The 17419-nt window shown below is 70.4% G+C and carries 15 protein-coding genes; 1 reads left to right on the top strand and 14 read right to left on the bottom strand.

Going from position 1 to position 17419, the window contains the following annotated elements; translation table 11 throughout:
- Positions 1 to 2: 2 nt before the first annotated feature.
- The 12 genes from murC to mraZ are packed head-to-tail and all read right to left on the bottom strand — an operon-like array spanning position 3 to position 13560.
- The gene (gene murC, locus D7W82_RS07735) at positions 3 to 1427 is read right to left on the bottom strand and encodes a UDP-N-acetylmuramate--L-alanine ligase (protein WP_120617712.1); all 1425 of its coding nucleotides are present in this window, start codon (positions 1425 to 1427) and stop codon (positions 3 to 5) included.
- Complete coding sequence (murG, locus tag D7W82_RS07730) at positions 1424 to 2575, bottom strand: undecaprenyldiphospho-muramoylpentapeptide beta-N-acetylglucosaminyltransferase (protein WP_120617711.1); 1152 nt, start codon at positions 2573 to 2575, stop codon at positions 1424 to 1426. Before murG ends, murC begins: the two co-directional genes overlap by 4 nt.
- Positions 2572 to 3735: a putative lipid II flippase FtsW gene (gene ftsW, locus D7W82_RS07725; RefSeq protein WP_120617710.1), complete on the bottom strand. Its 1164-nt coding sequence runs from the start codon at positions 3733 to 3735 to the stop codon at positions 2572 to 2574. The genes murG and ftsW overlap by 4 nt, the downstream gene beginning before the upstream one ends.
- Before the next feature lie 5 nt (positions 3736 to 3740).
- Positions 3741 to 5111, bottom strand: a complete 1371-nt coding sequence (gene murD / locus D7W82_RS07720) for a UDP-N-acetylmuramoyl-L-alanine--D-glutamate ligase (protein ID WP_120617709.1) — start codon at positions 5109 to 5111, stop codon at positions 3741 to 3743.
- A gap of 32 nt (positions 5112 to 5143) precedes the next feature.
- A complete protein-coding gene (mraY, locus tag D7W82_RS07715; protein WP_120617708.1) occupies positions 5144 to 6322 on the bottom strand; it encodes a phospho-N-acetylmuramoyl-pentapeptide-transferase in 1179 nt (392 codons plus the stop codon).
- Entirely contained in the window at positions 6322 to 7722 is a 1401-nt protein-coding gene (murF, locus tag D7W82_RS07710) for a UDP-N-acetylmuramoyl-tripeptide--D-alanyl-D-alanine ligase (protein ID WP_120617707.1), read from the bottom strand. The genes mraY and murF overlap by 1 nt, the downstream gene beginning before the upstream one ends.
- Positions 7723 to 7749: 27 nt before the next feature.
- Positions 7750 to 9288 (bottom strand): UDP-N-acetylmuramoyl-L-alanyl-D-glutamate--2,6-diaminopimelate ligase, encoded by a 1539-nt coding sequence (locus tag D7W82_RS07705; RefSeq protein ID WP_120617706.1) that lies wholly within the window; start codon positions 9286 to 9288, stop codon positions 7750 to 7752.
- Between the two features lie 49 nt (positions 9289 to 9337).
- The gene (locus D7W82_RS07700; protein WP_120617705.1) at positions 9338 to 11359 is read right to left on the bottom strand and encodes a penicillin-binding protein; all 2022 of its coding nucleotides are present in this window, start codon (positions 11357 to 11359) and stop codon (positions 9338 to 9340) included.
- Positions 11356 to 11748 (bottom strand): cell division protein FtsL, encoded by a 393-nt coding sequence (gene ftsL, locus D7W82_RS07695; protein WP_120617704.1) that lies wholly within the window; start codon positions 11746 to 11748, stop codon positions 11356 to 11358. Before ftsL ends, D7W82_RS07700 begins: the two co-directional genes overlap by 4 nt.
- Positions 11745 to 12650, bottom strand: a complete 906-nt coding sequence (gene rsmH / locus D7W82_RS07690; RefSeq protein ID WP_120617703.1) for a 16S rRNA (cytosine(1402)-N(4))-methyltransferase RsmH — start codon at positions 12648 to 12650, stop codon at positions 11745 to 11747. Before rsmH ends, ftsL begins: the two co-directional genes overlap by 4 nt.
- A 23-nt stretch (positions 12651 to 12673) precedes the next feature.
- On the bottom strand, positions 12674 to 13057 hold the full coding sequence (locus tag D7W82_RS07685; protein ID WP_014398892.1) for an STAS domain-containing protein: 384 nt from the start codon (positions 13055 to 13057) through the stop codon (positions 12674 to 12676).
- A 50-nt stretch (positions 13058 to 13107) separates the two neighbouring features.
- Positions 13108 to 13560, bottom strand: a complete 453-nt coding sequence (gene mraZ, locus D7W82_RS07680) for a division/cell wall cluster transcriptional repressor MraZ (RefSeq protein ID WP_120566798.1) — start codon at positions 13558 to 13560, stop codon at positions 13108 to 13110.
- A gap of 238 nt (positions 13561 to 13798) precedes the next feature.
- On the opposite strand from mraZ, the gene D7W82_RS07675 reads away from it, so the two are divergent.
- A complete protein-coding gene (locus D7W82_RS07675) occupies positions 13799 to 14509 on the top strand; it encodes a PilZ domain-containing protein (protein WP_014398894.1) in 711 nt (236 codons plus the stop codon).
- 33 nt (positions 14510 to 14542) lie between these two features.
- On the opposite strand, the gene D7W82_RS07670 is transcribed toward D7W82_RS07675, so the two are convergent.
- Positions 14543 to 16351, bottom strand: a complete 1809-nt coding sequence (locus D7W82_RS07670) for an acyl-CoA dehydrogenase family protein (RefSeq protein ID WP_120617702.1) — start codon at positions 16349 to 16351, stop codon at positions 14543 to 14545.
- 181 nt (positions 16352 to 16532) lie between these two features.
- Entirely contained in the window at positions 16533 to 17255 is a 723-nt protein-coding gene (locus D7W82_RS07665) for a hypothetical protein (protein ID WP_233587367.1), read from the bottom strand.
- Positions 17256 to 17419: the final 164 nt, after the last annotated feature.

Raw genomic sequence — 17419 nt, 5'->3', positions numbered from 1 at the left:
CCCTACCCGCCCTTCGCCGCGCCCATCAGGCTCAGCAGGTCCGGGCCCACCTGGGTGATGTCGCCCGCGCCCAGCGTCAGCACCAGGTCGCCCTCGCGCACGCGCTCGTGGAGCGCCTTCGCCACGTCCGCGCGCTTCTCCACGAACGTCACGTCGCGGTGACCGTGCGCGCGGATGGCCTCCGCAAGCGCGTCGCCGGTGGCGCCGGGAATCGGCTCCTCGCCCGCCGCGTAGACGCTGGTGACGAAGAGCACGTCCGCGTCGTTGAACGCGGTGGCGAACTCCTTCATCAGGTCGTGCGTGCGCGTGTAGCGGTGCGGCTGGAAGGCGGCCACCACCCGGCGGCCGAAGGCGCGGCGCGCGCCGGACAGCGTGGCCATCACCTCCGTGGGGTGGTGCCCGTAGTCGTCCACCACGGTGATGCCGCCCACCTCGCCGCGCACGGTGAAGCGGCGCTGCACGCCGCCGAACTCCGCCAGCGCGGAGCGCACCGTCTCCAGCGGGATGTCCATCTCCTCCGCGATGGCCACCACCGCCAGCGCGTTGAAGGCGTTGTGCGCGCCCACCATGCGCACGCGGAACTCGCCCAGGTCCTCCTCGCGGCGGAAGGCGCGGAAGGTGGTGGTGAAGCCGTCCAGCGAGATGCCCTCCAGCCGGTAGTCCGCCATGTGCGAGCTGCCGTAGGTGACGAAGCGCTTCTCGATGCGCGGCAGCAGCGCCTGGACGTTGGGGTTGTCCAGGCACAGCACGTTGAGTCCGTAGAAGGGGACGCGGTTGCAGAACTCCACGAAGGCGGACTGGAGCGTCTCCAGGTCGCCGTAGTGGTCCATGTGCTCCGGGTCGATGTTGGTGACGACCGCGATGGACGGGTGCAGCTTGAGGAAGCTGCCGTCGGACTCGTCCGCCTCCACCACCATCAGCTCGCTCTTGCCCAGCTTGGCGTTGGAGTCGAGCACGTTCACCTTGCCGCCCACCACCGCCGTGGGGTCCAGGCCCGCCGCGGACAGCACCGTGGCCACCATGGACGTCGTCGTCGTCTTGCCGTGGCTGCCGGCGACGGCGACCGCGTACTTCAGGCGCATCAGCTCCGCGAGCATCTCCGCGCGAGGGATGACGGGAATCTTGCGCTGGCGCGCCGTCACCACCTCCGGGTTGTCCTTGCGCACCGCGGAGGAGATGACCACCACGTCCGCGTGCACCAGGTTGGACGCCTTGTGGCCCTCGTAGAGCGTGGCGCCCAGCTTCGCCAGGCGGCGGGTGATGTCGCTCTCGCGCAGGTCCGAACCGGAGACCCGGTAGCCCAGGTTGAGCAACACCTCCGCGATGCCGCTCATGCCGATGCCGCCCACGCCCACGAAGTGCACGTGCGCCGCGTGGCGCGTCTTGAAGAGGCTGCCGGGCTTGTTGCTGACGGTCTTGCTGCTCATGCCTTGCTCCCGGGTGCCTTCTTCACGTCCTTCTGTCCACGGTCGCGTCCGCCCGGGCCCCAGGCCTGGGTCGTGAGGTCCACGCACACGTCCGCCAGCTCCTTCGCGGCGGCGGGGCGGCCCAGGATGCCCGCCTTCTTCGCCATCTGCTTGAGCTTCGCCGGGTCCGTCATCAGGCCGCGCAGCGTTTCCGCCAGCTTCTGCCCGGTGAGCTCCGACTCGCGGAACATGATGGCCGCGCCCACGTCCACCAGCGCGCGGGCGTTCACCTCCTGGTGGTTGTCCGTGGCGTGCGGGAAGGGCACCAGGATGCTGGCCTTCTTGCACACCGTCAGCTCCGCCAGCGACGTGGCGCCCGCGCGGCAGATGACCAGGTCCGCCTTCGCGTAGGCGGAGGACATGTCGTCGATGAACTCCACCACCTGCGCCACGTCCGCGAAGCCCTTGTCCGCGTAGCCCTTCTTCACGCTCTCCAGGTCCAGCTTCCCCGTCTGGTGGACGATGTCGAGCTGGCCCTTCACGTCGCCCAGCGAGTCCAGCGCCTCCAGCACGCGGTTGTTGAGGCCGCGCGCGCCCAGGCTGCCGCCGAAGATGAGGACGGAGAACTTCTCGTGCGCGGAGCTGCTGCGCAGGTAGTTGTCCATCAGCTTCTTGCGGATGGGGTTGCCAATCATCTGCACCTTGGCTTCCGGGAAGTGGTTGCGCGCTTCCTCGAAGGAGGTGAAGACGACCTTCACGATGCGGCCCAGCACCTTGTTGGTGAGCCCGGGCAGCGCGTTCTGCTCCTGGATGGCGGTGGGGATGCCCATCAGCCACGCGGCCAGCACCACGGGCCCACTCGCATAGCCGCCCACGCCCACCACCACGTCCGGCTTGTGGCGCGACAGGATGCGGAACGACGCGAGGAACGCCAGAGGCAGCGCGATGAGCCCCTTGAGGAGGCCGAGGAGCCCCTTGCCCTTGAGCCCCTGCACCTTCACCAGCTCCAGCGGGTAGCCCTCCTTGGGCACCACGCGCGCTTCCAGCCCCTTCTCCGTCCCAACGAAGACGACCTCGTTGTTCGGGTGGCGGGTCACGACCTCCTCCGCCAGCGCGATGCCCGGGAACAGATGGCCCCCGGTGCCGCCGCCCGCGATGAGCACCTTCACGCCGTCACCTCCCGCAGGTCCGTGGTGCCCGTGCGCACCGGCCGCGTCGCGCCCTGCGTGTTCGCGCTGAGCGACAAGAGAATGCCCGCGGAGCCCATCAGCACCACCAGCGACGTGCCGCCGTAGGACACGAACGGCAGCGTCAGGCCCTTCGTGGGCAACAGGCCCATGGCCACGCACATGTTCACCGTGGCCTGGAACGCGATGATGGAGCTGATGCCCAGGCCCAGGTACGTGCCGAACGTCTCCCCCGCCGCCAGCGCCGCGCGGATGCCGCGCCACAGGACGATGGCGTACAGCACCACCAGGAGCCCCACGCCGATGAGCCCCAGCTCCTCACCGAGGATGGAGAAGATGAAGTCCGTGTGCGCCTCCGGCAGGAAGAACAGCTTCTGCCGGCCGTCCCCCAGCCCCAGGCCGGTGATGCCGCCAGAGCCGATGGACATCAGCGACTCCGCCACCTGGTAGCCCACGTCGTGCCGGTGGGCCCACGGGTCCAGGAACGCGAGGATGCGCTTCATGCGGTAGGGGCTGGTCGCGATGGCGACGAAGGCCAGCGGCAGCGCGAGCAGGATGGAGCCCACCAGGTACGACAGCTTCGTGCCCGCCGCGAACAGCAGCACGAAGAGCATGAACACCAGCAGCACGCTGCTGCCGAAGTCCGGCTGGAGCATGCACAGGAACACCAGGATGCCGCACAGGGCCAGGTGCGGCAGGAAGCCAATGGAGAACGTGGCCACCTTCTCCCGCTTCTTCGCCAGCGAATAGGACAGGTAGACGACCCACGCGAACTTGGCGAGCTCCGCCGGCTGGAGGCTGAAGCCCGGCAGGCGGATCCACCGCCGCGCGCCGCCCGCCGTGGTGCCGATGCCGGGGATGGCTACGGCGATGAGCAGCACGATGGCGATGAGCAACAGCGGGTACGCCAGCCGCGCCAGCTTCCGCCACCCCAGCTTCATGCCCACCGCCATGGCCACGAGGCCCAGGCCCGCGGCGGACAGCTGGCGCTTGAGGAAGTAGAGGCTGTCGCCCAGCTTGTCCTGCGCGAGCACGGCGCTGGCCGAGTACGTCATCACCAGGCCCAGCGCCACCAGCGCCAGCACCGCGCACAGCAGAATCGGATCGAACCGCACGGGGGCGGCCGGAGGAGAGGTCTTCATCACGGTCAGAGCGCCCCGACGAGGCGCTTGAACGTGTCGCCCCGGTCCTCGAAGTTCTTGAACTGGTCGTACGACGCGCACGCCGGGGACAAGAGGACCGTGTCCCCCGCCCTCGCCACCTCACGCGCCTTCGCCACCGCCTGGGCCAGATTTCCGCACGCGTGCACCGGCGCGTCGTTCGCGTACGCCCGCGCCAGCGCGTCCGCGTCCTGGCCAATGGTGAGCACGCCCTTCACCTTGCCCTGCCCCGCCTCCACCATGGGCGCGTACGGCGCGCCCTTGCCCTTGCCGCCCGCGATGAGCCACACGTCCCCGGCGAACGCCTTGAGCGCCACCAGCACGGAGTCCACGTTGGTGGCCTTGGAGTCGTTCACCCACTCCACGCCGTCCAGCACGCGCACGCTCTCCAGCCGGTGCGCCAGGCCCGGGTAGCTGTCCAGCCCCGCCTGCACCGCGTCCTTCGCCACGCCGCCCAGCCGGGCCAGCAGCGCCGCCGCCATCGCGTTCTGCGCGTTGTGCGAGCCCCGGAGCGAGCGATTGGTGAGCGTGTAGGACTCGCCCGCGAACTCCAGCTCGAAGCCGCCGGGCCGGGCAATGGCCAGCCCCGCCAGCTTCGGCGCATCCACCACCGGGCGGCCCGTGAGGCTGAAGCCGTACACGGGCGCGCGCGCGGAGGCCGCCAGCCCCATCACCGCCGCGTCGTCCGCGTTCACCACGGCGAAGTCGCTGCCGCCATCCTGGTTCATGAAGATGCGCGCCTTGGCCTCGCCGTACACGGCGTGGCTGGCGTAGCGGTCCAGGTGGTCCGGCGTGAGGTTGAGGATGGCCGCGCCCGTGGGCTTGAGCTGGTGGATGCCCTCCAGTTGGAAGCTGGACAGCTCCACCACCAGCGCGTCCCAGTCCCCGGGGGACATGGCGGCCTCCGCCAGCGGGCGCCCCAGGTTGCCGCCCACGAAGGTGCGCAGGCCCGCCTTCGCGTACAGCTCGCCGGTGAGCGCCGTGGTGGTGCTCTTGCCGTTGGTGCCGGTGATGCCCAGCAAGCGCGTGCCCGTGAGGAGGCGGCCCGCCAGCTCGATTTCGCCCCACACCGGAACGCCCGACGTGCGCGCGGCCTCCAGCTCCGGCAGGGACAGCGGCACGCCCGGGCTCACCACCACCAGGTCCTGGCGGGTGAGCAGCCCCGGGGGCGTGGCGCCCGTGACGAGCGTCACGCCCTTCGCGTGCAGCTCCTTCGCGACGTCGCCGAGCGCGTCCTCGGAGCGCGCGTCCAGCGCCGTCACCTGCGCGCCGTGCTGGACCAGCAGCCGCAGCGCCGCGACGCCGCTCTTGGCCAGCCCGAACACCGCGACCTTCCGACCGGACAGCGAGGGATTCATGGGGCGGGCCGACCTCGATGGGGGCAAAGCGACTAGCGCAGTTTCAGGGACAGCAGGGCCACGCCACCACAGAGGATGGCGACAATCCAGAAACGCACGATGATCTTCGGCTCGGCCATGCCCTTGAGCTCGAAGTGGTGGTGCACCGGGGCCATCTTGAAGACGCGCCGGCCCGTCATCTTGAAGGACGCCACCTGGATCATCACGGAGAGCGCCTCCGCGAAGAAGATGCCGTGGATGATGGCGGACACGACTTCGTTCTTGGAGAACACGGCCAGCCCGCCCAGCGCGCCGCCCAGGGCCAGCGAGCCGATGTCGCCCATGAACACGGACGCCGGGTAGGTGTTGAACCAGAGGAAGGAGATGCCCGCGCCCACGATGCTCGCGCAGAAGACGGCCAGCTCCGCGCCGCCCGGCACCTGGAGGATGCCCAGGTAGCGGTAGAGCGGCGTGGCCGTGAGCTTCGCGACGCCGTTCACCGTCTCCGTGTCCGCGATGTGCAGCGTGGTGCCCGCCACGTAGCAGAGCACGCAGAAGGTCACCGCCGACACGATGGTGGGCACGATGGCCAGGCCGTCCAGGCCGTCCGTGAGGTTCACCGCGTTGGACGTGCCCACGATGACGATCCACGCGAAGACGACGTAGAACCAGCCCAGGTCCGGGTTGAACCAATGGGACGGAACGAAGGGCAGCGTGAGCCGCGTGTCTATGAGCAGCGTGGGCCCGAAGGAGCCGTCCGCCTTCGTCCACGTGCACATCAGGCCGAAGATGGCGATGAGGAAGAAGAGCGTCTGCAGCGCCATCTTCTTGCGCCCGGCCAGGCCCTTGGAGTTGCGCTTGGACAGCTTGAGCCAGTCGTCCAGGAAGCCGATGAAGCCGTAGCCGAAGGTGAGGAGGATCATCACCCAGACGCCGCGGGACTTCAGGTCCGCGAACAGGAGCGTGCCCGCCGCGATGCAGATGAGGATGAGCGCGCCACCCATGGTGGGCGTGCCCTTCTTCTTCTGATGTGAGTCCGGCGTGTCCTCGCGCACGTTGCTCTGCCCGTGCTGCTTCAGGCGCAGCCGCGCGATGAGGCGTGGACCGATGAGCATCCCCAGGAGCAGGGCGAAGACGCCCGCGGCGATGATGCGGAAGGTCGGGTAGCGCAGGAAGTTGAGGACGCGCCCGGCCTCGGTGTTCTGGATGAGCTCGTACAGAAGGTACAGCACTAGTGACTCCCTCCGGGGGGGGCCGCGCCCGTGAGGGCCGCCACCACGCGCTCCAATCGCATGCCGCGACTGGCCTTCACCAGCACCACGTCACCGGGCTGAAGCCGGGGCGTCAACCACGCCACCAATGGCTCCACTTCGGTGAAATGGGCGGCGGAATCTCCCATGTCCGCGCTGCCCAGACCGCCCGACGAGCGGGGGCCGAAGAACGCGACCAGCTTCGCGTGCCGCGCGACGAGCTCACCCAGCCGGGCATGCTCCTCCGCCTCGCCCGCGCCCAGCTCCAGCATGTCGCCCAGCACCGCCACCGCCCGGCCGCCTTCCGGCACCAGCGTGCCCAGCGTGACGAGCGCGGCCTCCATGGAGGCAGGGTTGGCGTTGTAGCAGTCGTCCACCACCGTGATGCCGTGCCTGCCATCCACGATGTTGAGCCTGCGCGCGTACGGCCGCGCGGACTCCAGGCCCTTGACGCACTCCTCGGGGGAGTAGCCCAGGGCCAGCGCCGTCGCGAACGCCGCCGTCGCGTTCTGCGCGTTGTGCGGCCCCACGAAGTGCAGGCGCACCGGCCAGTCCTTCCCCTGGTAGCGCACGGTGGCCACCATGCCGTCGCGGCCCAGCGTGTGGACCGCCGTGAGGCGCACGTCCGCCCCTTCCGCCCGGCCGAACGTCAGGTGCTTCGCGCCGCTGCGCGCGGCCTGGCGCACGATGAGCGCGTCGTCCAGGTTCACGACGGCGGTGGCCTGGGGCAAGAGCTCGCGGAACATCTCTCCTTCCGCCTCCGCCACGCCCTCCAGGCTGCCCAGCCCCTCCAGGTGCTCCGGCTGGACGACGGTGATGACCCCGGCGTCCGGCTGCACCTTGCGGGTGAGCCTTTCGATTTCGCCCGGCTGGTTCATCCCCACTTCGATGACGGCCGCCACGTGGGACGGCTCCAGCCGGAAGAGCGTGAGCGGGACGCCCACCTCGTTGTTGAAGTTGCCCTCAGTCTTCAGCGCGGGGCCGCGCGTGGCCAGGATGGCGCCCACCATCTCCTTGGTGGTCGTCTTCCCGTTGGAGCCCCCCACCGCCGCCACCGGGATGCGGAAGCGGCGGCGGTGCAGCGCGCCCAGGCCGCCGAGCGCGGCCAGGGTGTCCTCCACTTCGTACAGGGCGAAGCCCGGGGGCAGGGCCGGCAGCGCCCTCCCCCGCTTCACCACCGCCCCGGCCGCTCCCTGGCGCTGGGCACCGTCCACGAAGTCGTGGGCGTCGAAGCGCTCACCCTGCAGCGCCACGAAGAGGCACCCGGGGGTGAGCGACCGCGTGTCGGTGCAGACCGCGGGGAAGCCCGCTTCCACGGGCTCCCCGCGCCGGGTCGCACCCGTCGCCTGCACCACCTCGTCATCGGAGAATCGAACGGCCATGGAGGGGGGGTGTGGCCTTGAGCAGGTTCAGCCCGGGATGCGGTTGGCCAGCGCGCGCGCGGCGACCTCGCGGTCGTCGAACTTGAGCTTCTCGGTGCCCACCGTCTGGTAGGTCTCGTGGCCCTTGCCGGCGATGAGGACGACGTCGTCGTCCTTGGCCAGGTTGATGACCTGCTCGATGGCGGCGCGGCGGTCCGCGTCCACCAGGTAGCCCTTCTCCCCGTTCTTCGCCTTGCCCTCGGAGATGCGGCGCAGGCCGCCCTTCTCCAGGCCCGGCGTCACCTCGGAGATGATGGTCTCCGGGTCCTCCGTGCGCGGGTTGTCGCTGGTCACCATCACCAGGTCCGCGCCCTCGGCGGCCACCGTGCCCATCAGCGGGCGCTTGCCCTTGTCGCGGTCGCCGCCGCAGCCGAAGACGACGATGACGCGGCCCTTGGCCAGCGCGCGCGCCGCTTCGATGGAGCGCTTGAGCGCGTCATCCGTGTGCGCGTAGTCCACCAGCACGGCGGGCGCCGGGCCGCCGCGGTGGTTCTCCGCGCGGTCCATGCGGCCAGCCACGCCCGTGACGAGCTCGATGCCGCTCTTCACGTCCGAGCGGCTGATGCCCGCGCCCAGCGCGATGCCGGCGGCGAGCATGATGTTCTCCAGGTTGTGGGGCCCCAGCAGCTTGCTCTTCACCTTGATGTCGCCCGCGGGCGTCTTCAGGGTGGCCTCGATGCCCTTGAGCGAATAGGCGGCGTCCGCGGCGGAGATCTCCCCCGCGCCCGTGCGGCTGAACTTCCACGCCATGCGCTTCTGGTTGCGCAGCTCCGTGTAGACGCGGCTGGCGAAGGTGTCGTCGCCGTTCACGACCGCGGTGCCGGAGGCGGCCAGGTTCTCCAGGAAGAGCTTGCGCTTCACCTGGAAGTACTCCTCCAGGTCCTTGTGGTAGTCCAGGTGGTCGCGGGACAGGTTGCTGAAGCCCGCGGCCTTGAAGGTGAGCCCGTGCACGCGCTCCTGCGCGAGCGCGTGGCTGGAGACCTCCATCACCACCGTCTCCACGCCCGCGTCCACCATCTCGCGGAAGATGCGGTGCAGCTCCAGCGGGTCCGGGGTGGTGTTGGCCAGCTCCGTCGTCTTGCCGCCGAACTTGTAGCCCAGCGTGCCGATGACGCCCGGCGCCGGAGAGCCGGTGTACATGGCGGCCGTGGCGAGGATGGCCTCCAGGAGGTACGTGGTGGTCGTCTTCCCGTTGGTGCCGGTGACGCCCAGGAGCGTCAGCTTGTCCGCGGGGCGGCCGTGGAAGTTGGCCGCGATGAGGGCCAGCGCCTTGCGCGCGCTGCTCACCTTGAAGAACGGCACCTGCGACGACTGGCCCTGCTTCTCCGACACGACGGCCACGGCGCCGCGCGACACAGCCTCACCAATGAACTGGGCCCCGTCTTCCTTCAGGCCCGGCACGGCAATGAAGAGATCCCCCGGCTTCACGCGCCGCGAATCCTGCGTCACTCCCGTGACGTCGACCGCGGAACGGCCGCCCGAGGTCTGCTCGGCTCCACACCCTGCGAGGACATCCGTCAGCTTCATCTCTTCCCCTTCACACGCATTGCTTGCGGGGCCTGGAAAGGACACGGCCTCATTGCCGTGCCGCCATTTCCAGCGTCACCCGGGCCCCCTTCTCCACCAGCGCACCGGCGGGGGGGGTCTGAGATACGACTCGTCCACTTCCTTGCAGCTGTGGCTCCAACGCCGCGGCGAGCAGCTTCACCACGGCTTCGCGTCCTGCCTGTCCCTGGACGTCCGGCACACGCACCGTGCCGGGCTCCGGGGTCTCGGTCACCGCATCCTCCAGGCCGGCCCGGACGGGCACGGCCTTCGCCAGCGCCTTCGGTGCCGGAGGGGGCACCACGGGCGTAGCGGCCGCGGCCACCTCGGCGGGTGCCACCGTCCGGGACGGGGGCACGGCCAGGTGGGCCATGGCGGCGGTAGCGATTTCCTTGAAGGCAGGGGCAGCCACGTTCCCCCCGTATACGTCTGTCTTGGGTTCGTCCACCACCACGAGAATCACGGCGCGCGGGGCCTCGGCTGGCACCATGCCCGCGAACGACGCGATGCGTTTGTCGGAATACCCCCGTGCCACGGGGTCCGCCTTCTGCGCCGTGCCCGTCTTTCCGGCCACCCGGTAGTCGTCCATGGCGGCCTTGGGCGCGGTCCCTCCCTTGACTACCACGCTCTCGAGCATGCCCACGACCTGGCGCGCCACCCTCTGGGAAACGACCCGGCGCAGCTCCGTGGGCTGGTTCTCCAGCAGCACCACGCCGTCCGGGTCCACCACCTTGGAGACCAGGTACGGGCGCATCAGCACGCCGTCGTTGGCCAGCGCCCCGTAGGCCGCCGCCAGCTGGACGGCGGTGGAGGTCATGCCCTGGCCGAAGGACTGGGTGGCCAGGGAGATGTCCGATTTCGGAAACGGGATGACGCCGCGGCTCTCGCCGGTGAGCGCCAGGCCGGTGCGCTCCGCGAAGCCGAAGGCGTGGTAGCCGGCGACGAACTTCTCGCGGCCCAGGGCGTCGGCGATCTTCGCGGCGCAGATGTTGGAGGACACCTGGAGGATGCCCTGCGCGTTGAGCCAGCCGTGCGGGTGGGTGTCCCGGATGGTGTGACGGCCGATGCGCAGGGAGCCGTTCTCACAGAAGAACAGCTGGTCCGGGGTGATGACCTTCTCCTCCAGCGCGGCGGCCACCACGAAGGCCTTCATCGTGGAGCCGGGCTCGAAGGAATCCAGCGCGGCGCGGTTGCGGATGGCGTTCTTCACGCCGTCTTCCGGCGTGTTGGGGTTGAAGCGCGGGTTGTTGGCCAGCGCGAGAATCTCCCCCGTGCGCGGGTCCAGCACCACCGCCATGCCCGCCGTCGCCTTGGCGTCGTCCACGGCCTTGGCCAGCGCCTTCTCCGCGACGTACTGGAGGTGCCGGTCCAGCGTGAGCGTCACGGTGGCACCCTGGCGCTCCAGCGGATCCATGGCGCCCTGGACCATCAGCTTGCGGCCCTTGGCGTCCCGGAAGCCGGAGGTGCGCGAGTTCTGCCCGGACAGCTCGTCCTCGAAGGCCAGCTCCAGGCCCTCCAGGCCGTGCCCGTCGGTGCCCACCATGCCGACGATGTGCGCGCCCAGTTCACGCTGGGGATAGAAGCGCTTGGGCTCCTTGGTGAAGCCCAGGCCCGGCAGGCCCAGCGCCTTCACCGCCTCCACCTCCTGGGGCTTCGCCTGGCGCTTCACCCACGCGAAGCGCCTGGCGCGCGACAGGCGCGCGACCAGGTCCTTGCTGTCCAGGTGCACGGCGCGGGCGAGCTGACGGGCCGCCTGCGGCACGTCGGGGAGCATGGACGGATCCACCCAGATGGAGTCCACCTCCACGCTCTGCGCGAGCGGCGTGCCGCGCCGGTCGTAGATGTCACCGCGCCGGGCCGGGATGTCGATCTGCCGGACGTACTGGTCCTGCGCCAGGCCGCGCAGCTTCTCCTGCTGGAAGACCTGGAGGTAGACCGCGCGGCCGAACGCCGTGCCCAGGAGCGCGAGGAACAGCCCGAACAAGAGCTGGACCCGCAGCCTGAGCCCCTTCGTGTTCGACTCCGGAATCCGAGCGCTCTTGAGATCCCTCACCGCCCGGTCCCCCGCTCCGCCACGCGGACGGCCGGGGCCGCCGAACGGGCCTGCGCGGTGCCGGAGCCCTTCACGCGCTCGTCGGCGATGGACACCACCGCGCCGCCCTTGGGCATGGCCATGCCCAGCTGCTCACGGGCCACGCGCTCCAACCGGCCCGGCGCCTTGAGCGTGGCCAGCTCCAGCTTGAGCCGGTCGTTCTCCCGGGTGAGCGAGCGGCTCTCGCCCTCCGCGTTGGACAGGCGGTAGCCCATGTCCACCACCAGCACGCGGCTCGTGACGTGGAGGATGCCCACGGCCGCGAACAGGGTGAAGAGCATGACGGCGGGCAAGAGGTGCATCAGCACGCCGGCCACGGACACGGAGGGACGCGAGAGGGCCTTGCTCATCGGATTTTCTCCACCGCGCGCAGGTGCGCGCTGCGAGAGCGGGGGTTGGCCTCGACTTCCGCTTCGGAAGCCGCGACGGCCTTCTTGGACACGAGGGCGAAGTCACCCTGGCTGTTGCACACGCACACCGGGAAGCCCGGCGGACAGGTGCACCCGCCCACCAGGGCGCGGAAGGCTTCCTTCACCTTCCGGTCCTCCAGGGAGTGGAAGGAGATGACCGCGGCGCGGCCCCCCACCTTCAGCAGCGAGGGCAGCGCGGCGAGCAGCGCGTCCAGCGCCTCCAGCTCCCCGTTCACCGCCATGCGCAGCGCCTGGAAGGTGCGGGTGGCGACGTTGATGCGGTCCGGCCACGCCTTGCGGGGCACGGCGCGCTTCACCACCTCCACGGCCTCCAGCGTGCGCTGGGGCAGCGCCTTCTTCAGCTCCCGCGCGATGGGCCGCGCGAAGGGCTCTTCGCCGTAGTCCTTGAGCAGCCTCGCCAGGTCGCGCTCGTCCGTTTCGGCGATGAGCTGGGCGGCGGTGATGCCGCTGTCCCCCATGCGCATGTCCAGCGGGCCGTCCTTCATGAAGGAGAAGCCGCGCTCGGCCACGTCCAGCTGGGGCGAGGACACGCCCAGGTCCACCAGCACGCCGTCCACGGGCAGCAGGTCGTGCGCCACATGGGGCAGGTCCGCGAAGTTGCCCTGCCGGGCCTGGAAGCGCGCGTTGCCGCCCATGCGGGCGGTGGCCGCGGCGAGCGCCACGGGGTCCCGGTCCACGCCCACCACCGTGGCGCCCCGGGCGAGCAGCGCCTGCGTGTGGCCTCCGCCGCCGAGCGTGCCGTCGAGGATGACCTTGCCCTCCGCCGGGTTCAGCAGCTCCACCGTCTCGTGGAGCAGGACGGTCTGGTGCTGGAAGTCCACGGGAGGGGCCTTGGGGTGCGGGGTCAGACGAAGGGAGCGCGCGCGAGCTGGAAGGCGGCCCGGGCATCGTTCATGTGCGGGTACAGCTCGAAGGCGTCATGGGCGCCGGCCGCGCGGAAGATGGCGGCCAGGTACGGCGACAGCCCGGACAGCTTCACGTCCCCACCGGCGCGGCGGAACGCGTCCGTGCGGGCCATCAGCGGGCGCACGCCGCGGTAGTTCAGGTGCGACACGTCCGCGAAGTCCAGGACGACCTGACGGGTGCCCCGGTGCAGCCGGTGCATCAGGTCCTCGCACAGCTTGAGCAGGTCCGCCTCCTCCAGCTCGCCCTCCAGCATCAGCGTCTCCACGCGCTCGGACGCCGCCACCACCGCCCTGTTCCGACGAACCTCCTGCACCTGGTCCATGCGCCTGCCCACCCTTCTCTTCGCGAAACCTGAAGCTGTCGACTTCCTGGCTACGGCTGGCGCAGCTCGCCCAGCACCCGCAACACGTCCGGGGAGGTGGCTTCCTGGCGCGCGTCCTCCTGCGCCTTCGCCCAGCCTTCCTGGCTCCAAAGCTCAATCACCTTCACCATCCCCGCCCACACCACTTCCTTCTCCAACTTCGCGTACGCCCTGAGCGACGGGGGAATCAGCAACCGTCCCAGCTTGTCCAGCGGGCACTCCTGCGCGCTGGCCACGTACAGCCGCATCAACGTCTTGACCCCCGGCTCCATGGGGTTGCGCCGGGCGAGCGCGGTTTCCAACGCCTCCCACTCCCGCACCGGGTAGGCGTGGAGGCAGGGGTCCAGGGCCGTGGTGACGATGAGCCGCTCGTCGTAGGCGCCCACCAACGTCTCCCGGAGCTTCGCCGGGAGGCTGGTGCGCCCCTTCGCGTCGATCTGGTGCTCATAGACGCCTCGGAACACGCGGGACGATCCACCTTTTCAGCCCGACACGGGACGGACCACCACTCCTTCCCACTTCTTACCCCTCTGCGGCCGGCATACATACGCGCCCCCCCCAGGGGGGTCAAGAAAGCGCGCAACAGGCTGGAACACCGCGCGCCCGGCGCCGGACATCCCCCAGGGCACATGCCGGACGGCCTACCTTTGAGGATGGGGTAAACTTGAGTTCTTTCGCTCCCAGGCTGAGACTGGCGGGCGCGTGAACACGAACGTTCGACTGAAGGTGGCCTACAAAACGCCGCAGTCGCTGGTCGGCGAGTACACCCGCAGCGTGGGTCAGGGCGGCGTCACCCTGGAGACGCGCAGGGCCCTGCCGCTGGGCACCCGCTTCACCTTCGAGCTGCACGCGGGCGGCATGCCGCGGCCGGTGGAGGTGCTGGGCGAGGTCGTCAAGGTGGAGCCGCGCCCCGGCGAGCGCTTCATGCTCACCGTGCGCTACGACGGCGCGGAGGATCGCAGCGCGCTGGACGCGGTGCTCCAGTTCATCTTCGCCCAGGAGGAGCAGAACGGCCTGCGCCGCTTCCCGCGCCTGCCGCTGCACCTGCGCGCGAGGGAGAGCGACCCCCGGGCGCCGTTCTTCTACGTGCGCGACATCTCCCGCGGCGGCGTGGGCCTGGAGGTGGACGCCCCCGCCCTGCCCCGCGAGGTGCAGGTGGGCACGCCCTTCTTCATGGAGATGGACATGACGGAGGGGCCGCTCCTGCTCCACGGCGAGGTGGCGTGGACGTCGTCCGTGCCGCGCAAGGGCGTGGCGCAGGCGGTGACGCCGGGCTTCGGCGCGACGTTCGGCCGGCTGCGGCCGGACATGCTCCAGCGGCTGGAGGACCTGATGGCGCTGGAGCACCTGCCGCCCGCGCCCTGGCGGGCCCGGGTCAGCTTCGGCCTGGATGCCGTGTCGCGGATGCCCTGACGCCGCGTCCAGGGCACCCGCGCGCTTCCGCCATTACAGCGGGTTGTACGGGTAGCCGCCGGCCTCTTCCAGGCCCGCGACGATGGTCTCGCGCAGCTCCGCCGGGTCGTACGGCGAGAAGGCGTCCAGCGCGGCCAGGCGCTTGAGCTCCAGCGAGAGCGCGTCACCCTTGAGCGTGGCGCAGAGCGCGCGGCGGGTGCGCTCGAAGGCGCGGGTGGTGGACTCCATCGCGTACAGCCGCACCAGCGCCACGCGCACCGGGTCCAGCACCCCGCTGGTGGCGCCCTGACGGGTGCGCGTCACCATGGAGTCCAGCGCGTACGCGTCCATCACCACGTCCGCCAGCGCGGCCATGACCTCCTGGTGCTTGTCCAGCTCCGTGCCGAAGGTCTCCGCGGCCAGGCGCATGCCGTGGATGGCCAGGTGCTTGGCGCACTCGGCGGCGATCTCCTCGTTGGCGAGCGCGTCGTGGCGGCCCGCGCGGGGACGCTCGCCGCGGCCCAGCTCCTCCGCCACGGAGCGCGCCTGCGCGAACAGCGGCAGGTCGCCCTTCACGGCGCGCTTGAGCAGCATGCCGGTGATCAGCATCCGGTTGATTTCGTTGGTGCCCTCGAAGATGCGGTTGATGCGCGCGTCGCGGTAGGCGCGCTCCACCGGGTACTCCTCGATGTAGCCGGCGCCGCCGTGCACCTGCACCGCGTCGTCCACGAGGAAGCCGAGTGCCTCCGAGCCGAAGACCTTCATGATGGAGGCCTCGGTGGCGAACTCCTCCATCGCGGCGATGACGTGCGCGTCGTAGTCCGCGTCCGAGCGCTCCTTGGACGCGAGCCGCCCGTCCACCAGCCCCGCCGTGCGGTACGTCATGCTCTCCACCGCGTAGACGAGCGTGGCCATGCGCGCGAGCTTCTCGCGGATGAGCGGGAACGTGGCGATGGGCGCCTTGAACTGCTTGCGCTCCTGCGCGAACTTCAGCGCGCTCTGCAGTTGCAGCTTCATGCCCCCGATGACGCCCGCGCCCAGCTTCAGGCGGCCGTAGTTGAGGATGTTGAAGGCGATGCGGTGGCCCTTGCCCAGCTCTCCCAGCAGGTTCTCCACGGGGACGAGCGCATCCTCGAAGTAGAGCGGGCACGTGGACGAGCCGCGGATGCCCATCTTGTGCTCCTCCGGGCCCACGGTGAGGCCCGGGGTGTCCTTCTCCACGATGAAGCCGGTGAACTTGTCGCCGTCCACCTGCGCGAAGACGACGAACACGTCCGCGAAGGCCGCGTTGGTGATGTAGAGCTTGGAGCCGTTGAGGACGTAGTGCTTGCCGTCCTGGGACTTCACCGCCTTCGTCTTCGCCCCGCGCGCGTCGCTGCCGCTGCCCTGCTCCGTCAGCGCGTACGCCGCCACCCACTCACCCGTGGCCAGCTTCGGCAGATACTTCGCCTTCTGCGCCTCGTTGCCGAACCACACGATGGGCAGCGACCCGATGCCGGTGTGCGCGCTGGACGTCACCGACCAGGAGCCCAGGAGGCTCATGGCCTCCGCGAGCAGCAGCGACGTCGTCTTGTCCAGGCCCGTGCCGCCGTAGGTCTCCGCGATGTCCACGCTCAGGAGGCCCAGCTCGCCCGCGCGGCGCAGGAGGTCGCGCAAGAGCGCGTTGTCCTTGCCCTCGATGCGCGCGGCCTGGGGCAGCACCTGCTCCCGGCAGAACTGGAGCGCCGTCTTGAAGAAGAGCCGCTGCTCCTCGGAGAACCCCTCCGGCGTGAGGATGCGGGTGGAGCCCACCTCCTGGAAGAGGAAGGTGCCCCCGGCGAGAACATCCTGGGGACGGGAAGCGGGCTCGGTTGCGGCGACCATCGACGACCTCCGGGGAGGGAGCATTGCCCTCCGAAGCCTTCAGGGGAAAAGGCGCGCGGCACATTAGGGCGCGCGGACCTCTGGGGGTAGTAGCGGCGAGCCCCCACCGCCTCAATGCGACGTGGGACTGCACCCCGGGTGCGTGCCCGCCCGCCAGGCGGGAGGCTTCGTGGCCCCTTGCCTACGGTGAACCCGCGTCCGGTGCGGACCGGGGCGTGGGGTACACGAGGCAGAGCGTGTCGAAGAGCGCCTCCTCCGGCGCGACGTACGTGCCGCCGAGCGCCCGCGCCACCTGCACCACCTCCGTGCCGAACGAGGGCACGAGGCACAGGTCGTCCGACGTGGTGAAGCGCGTCTTCAGCCGGGCCAGCTCCCGCCGCAGCGTCGCGATGTCCTGACGCCCGCCGCGCACCGGCACGGACGGGCCGTTGCGGTCCGGCCCCGGCAGCTTGCCCACGCTGGTGCTCAGCTCGAAGCCGTCCGCGCGCTGGATGATGCGCAGCTTGCCGGGCGCCACCTCGTCCAGCCACGCCCGGAAGCCCTGCTCGTCGCGCAGCACCAGGCGGTAGGCCACCGGCGCGTCCGGGTGCCGGAGCCACACCTCCGCCGCCCGCGCGCGAAGCACGGCCAACGCGTCCGACACCTGCGCGAGGAACGTGTCCGCGTCCTCCACGGCGACGAGCACGTCCCGGCCCCGCACCCGCTCCGCGAGCCTGGCCGCGTCCGGGGCCCGGGCCGGGGTGAAGGTCTCCGAGCCCAGGCGCACCTGCTCTCCCGACAGCTCCAGCCGGAGGAGGTCCTCCGGAAGGGGCTCTCCCCAGGCGGGCGCGGACACGGGCGTGACGGTCGCATCCGCCCAGGTGCCCGCGTCCACGGGAGCCGGTGGAGGGGGCGCCGGATCCACGCGGAGTGCTGGCTCCGGAGATACCGTGCGTACCGGTTCGGCGGGCGGGGACTCCCGGCAGCCACACCATGTGAGGCTGCTCCACACCAGGAGGAAGAATGCAGGGTTACGGGAACAGGCTGGCGAGCGTAGCGGAATATTCCACCCGGAGCGTCTGAATGGCC

It is taken from the genome of Corallococcus sp. CA049B (genome assembly GCF_003611685.1).
In the GTDB taxonomy this organism is placed as follows: domain Bacteria; phylum Myxococcota; class Myxococcia; order Myxococcales; family Myxococcaceae; genus Corallococcus; species Corallococcus coralloides.
This window is presented reverse-complemented; position numbering and strand designations above follow the sequence as displayed.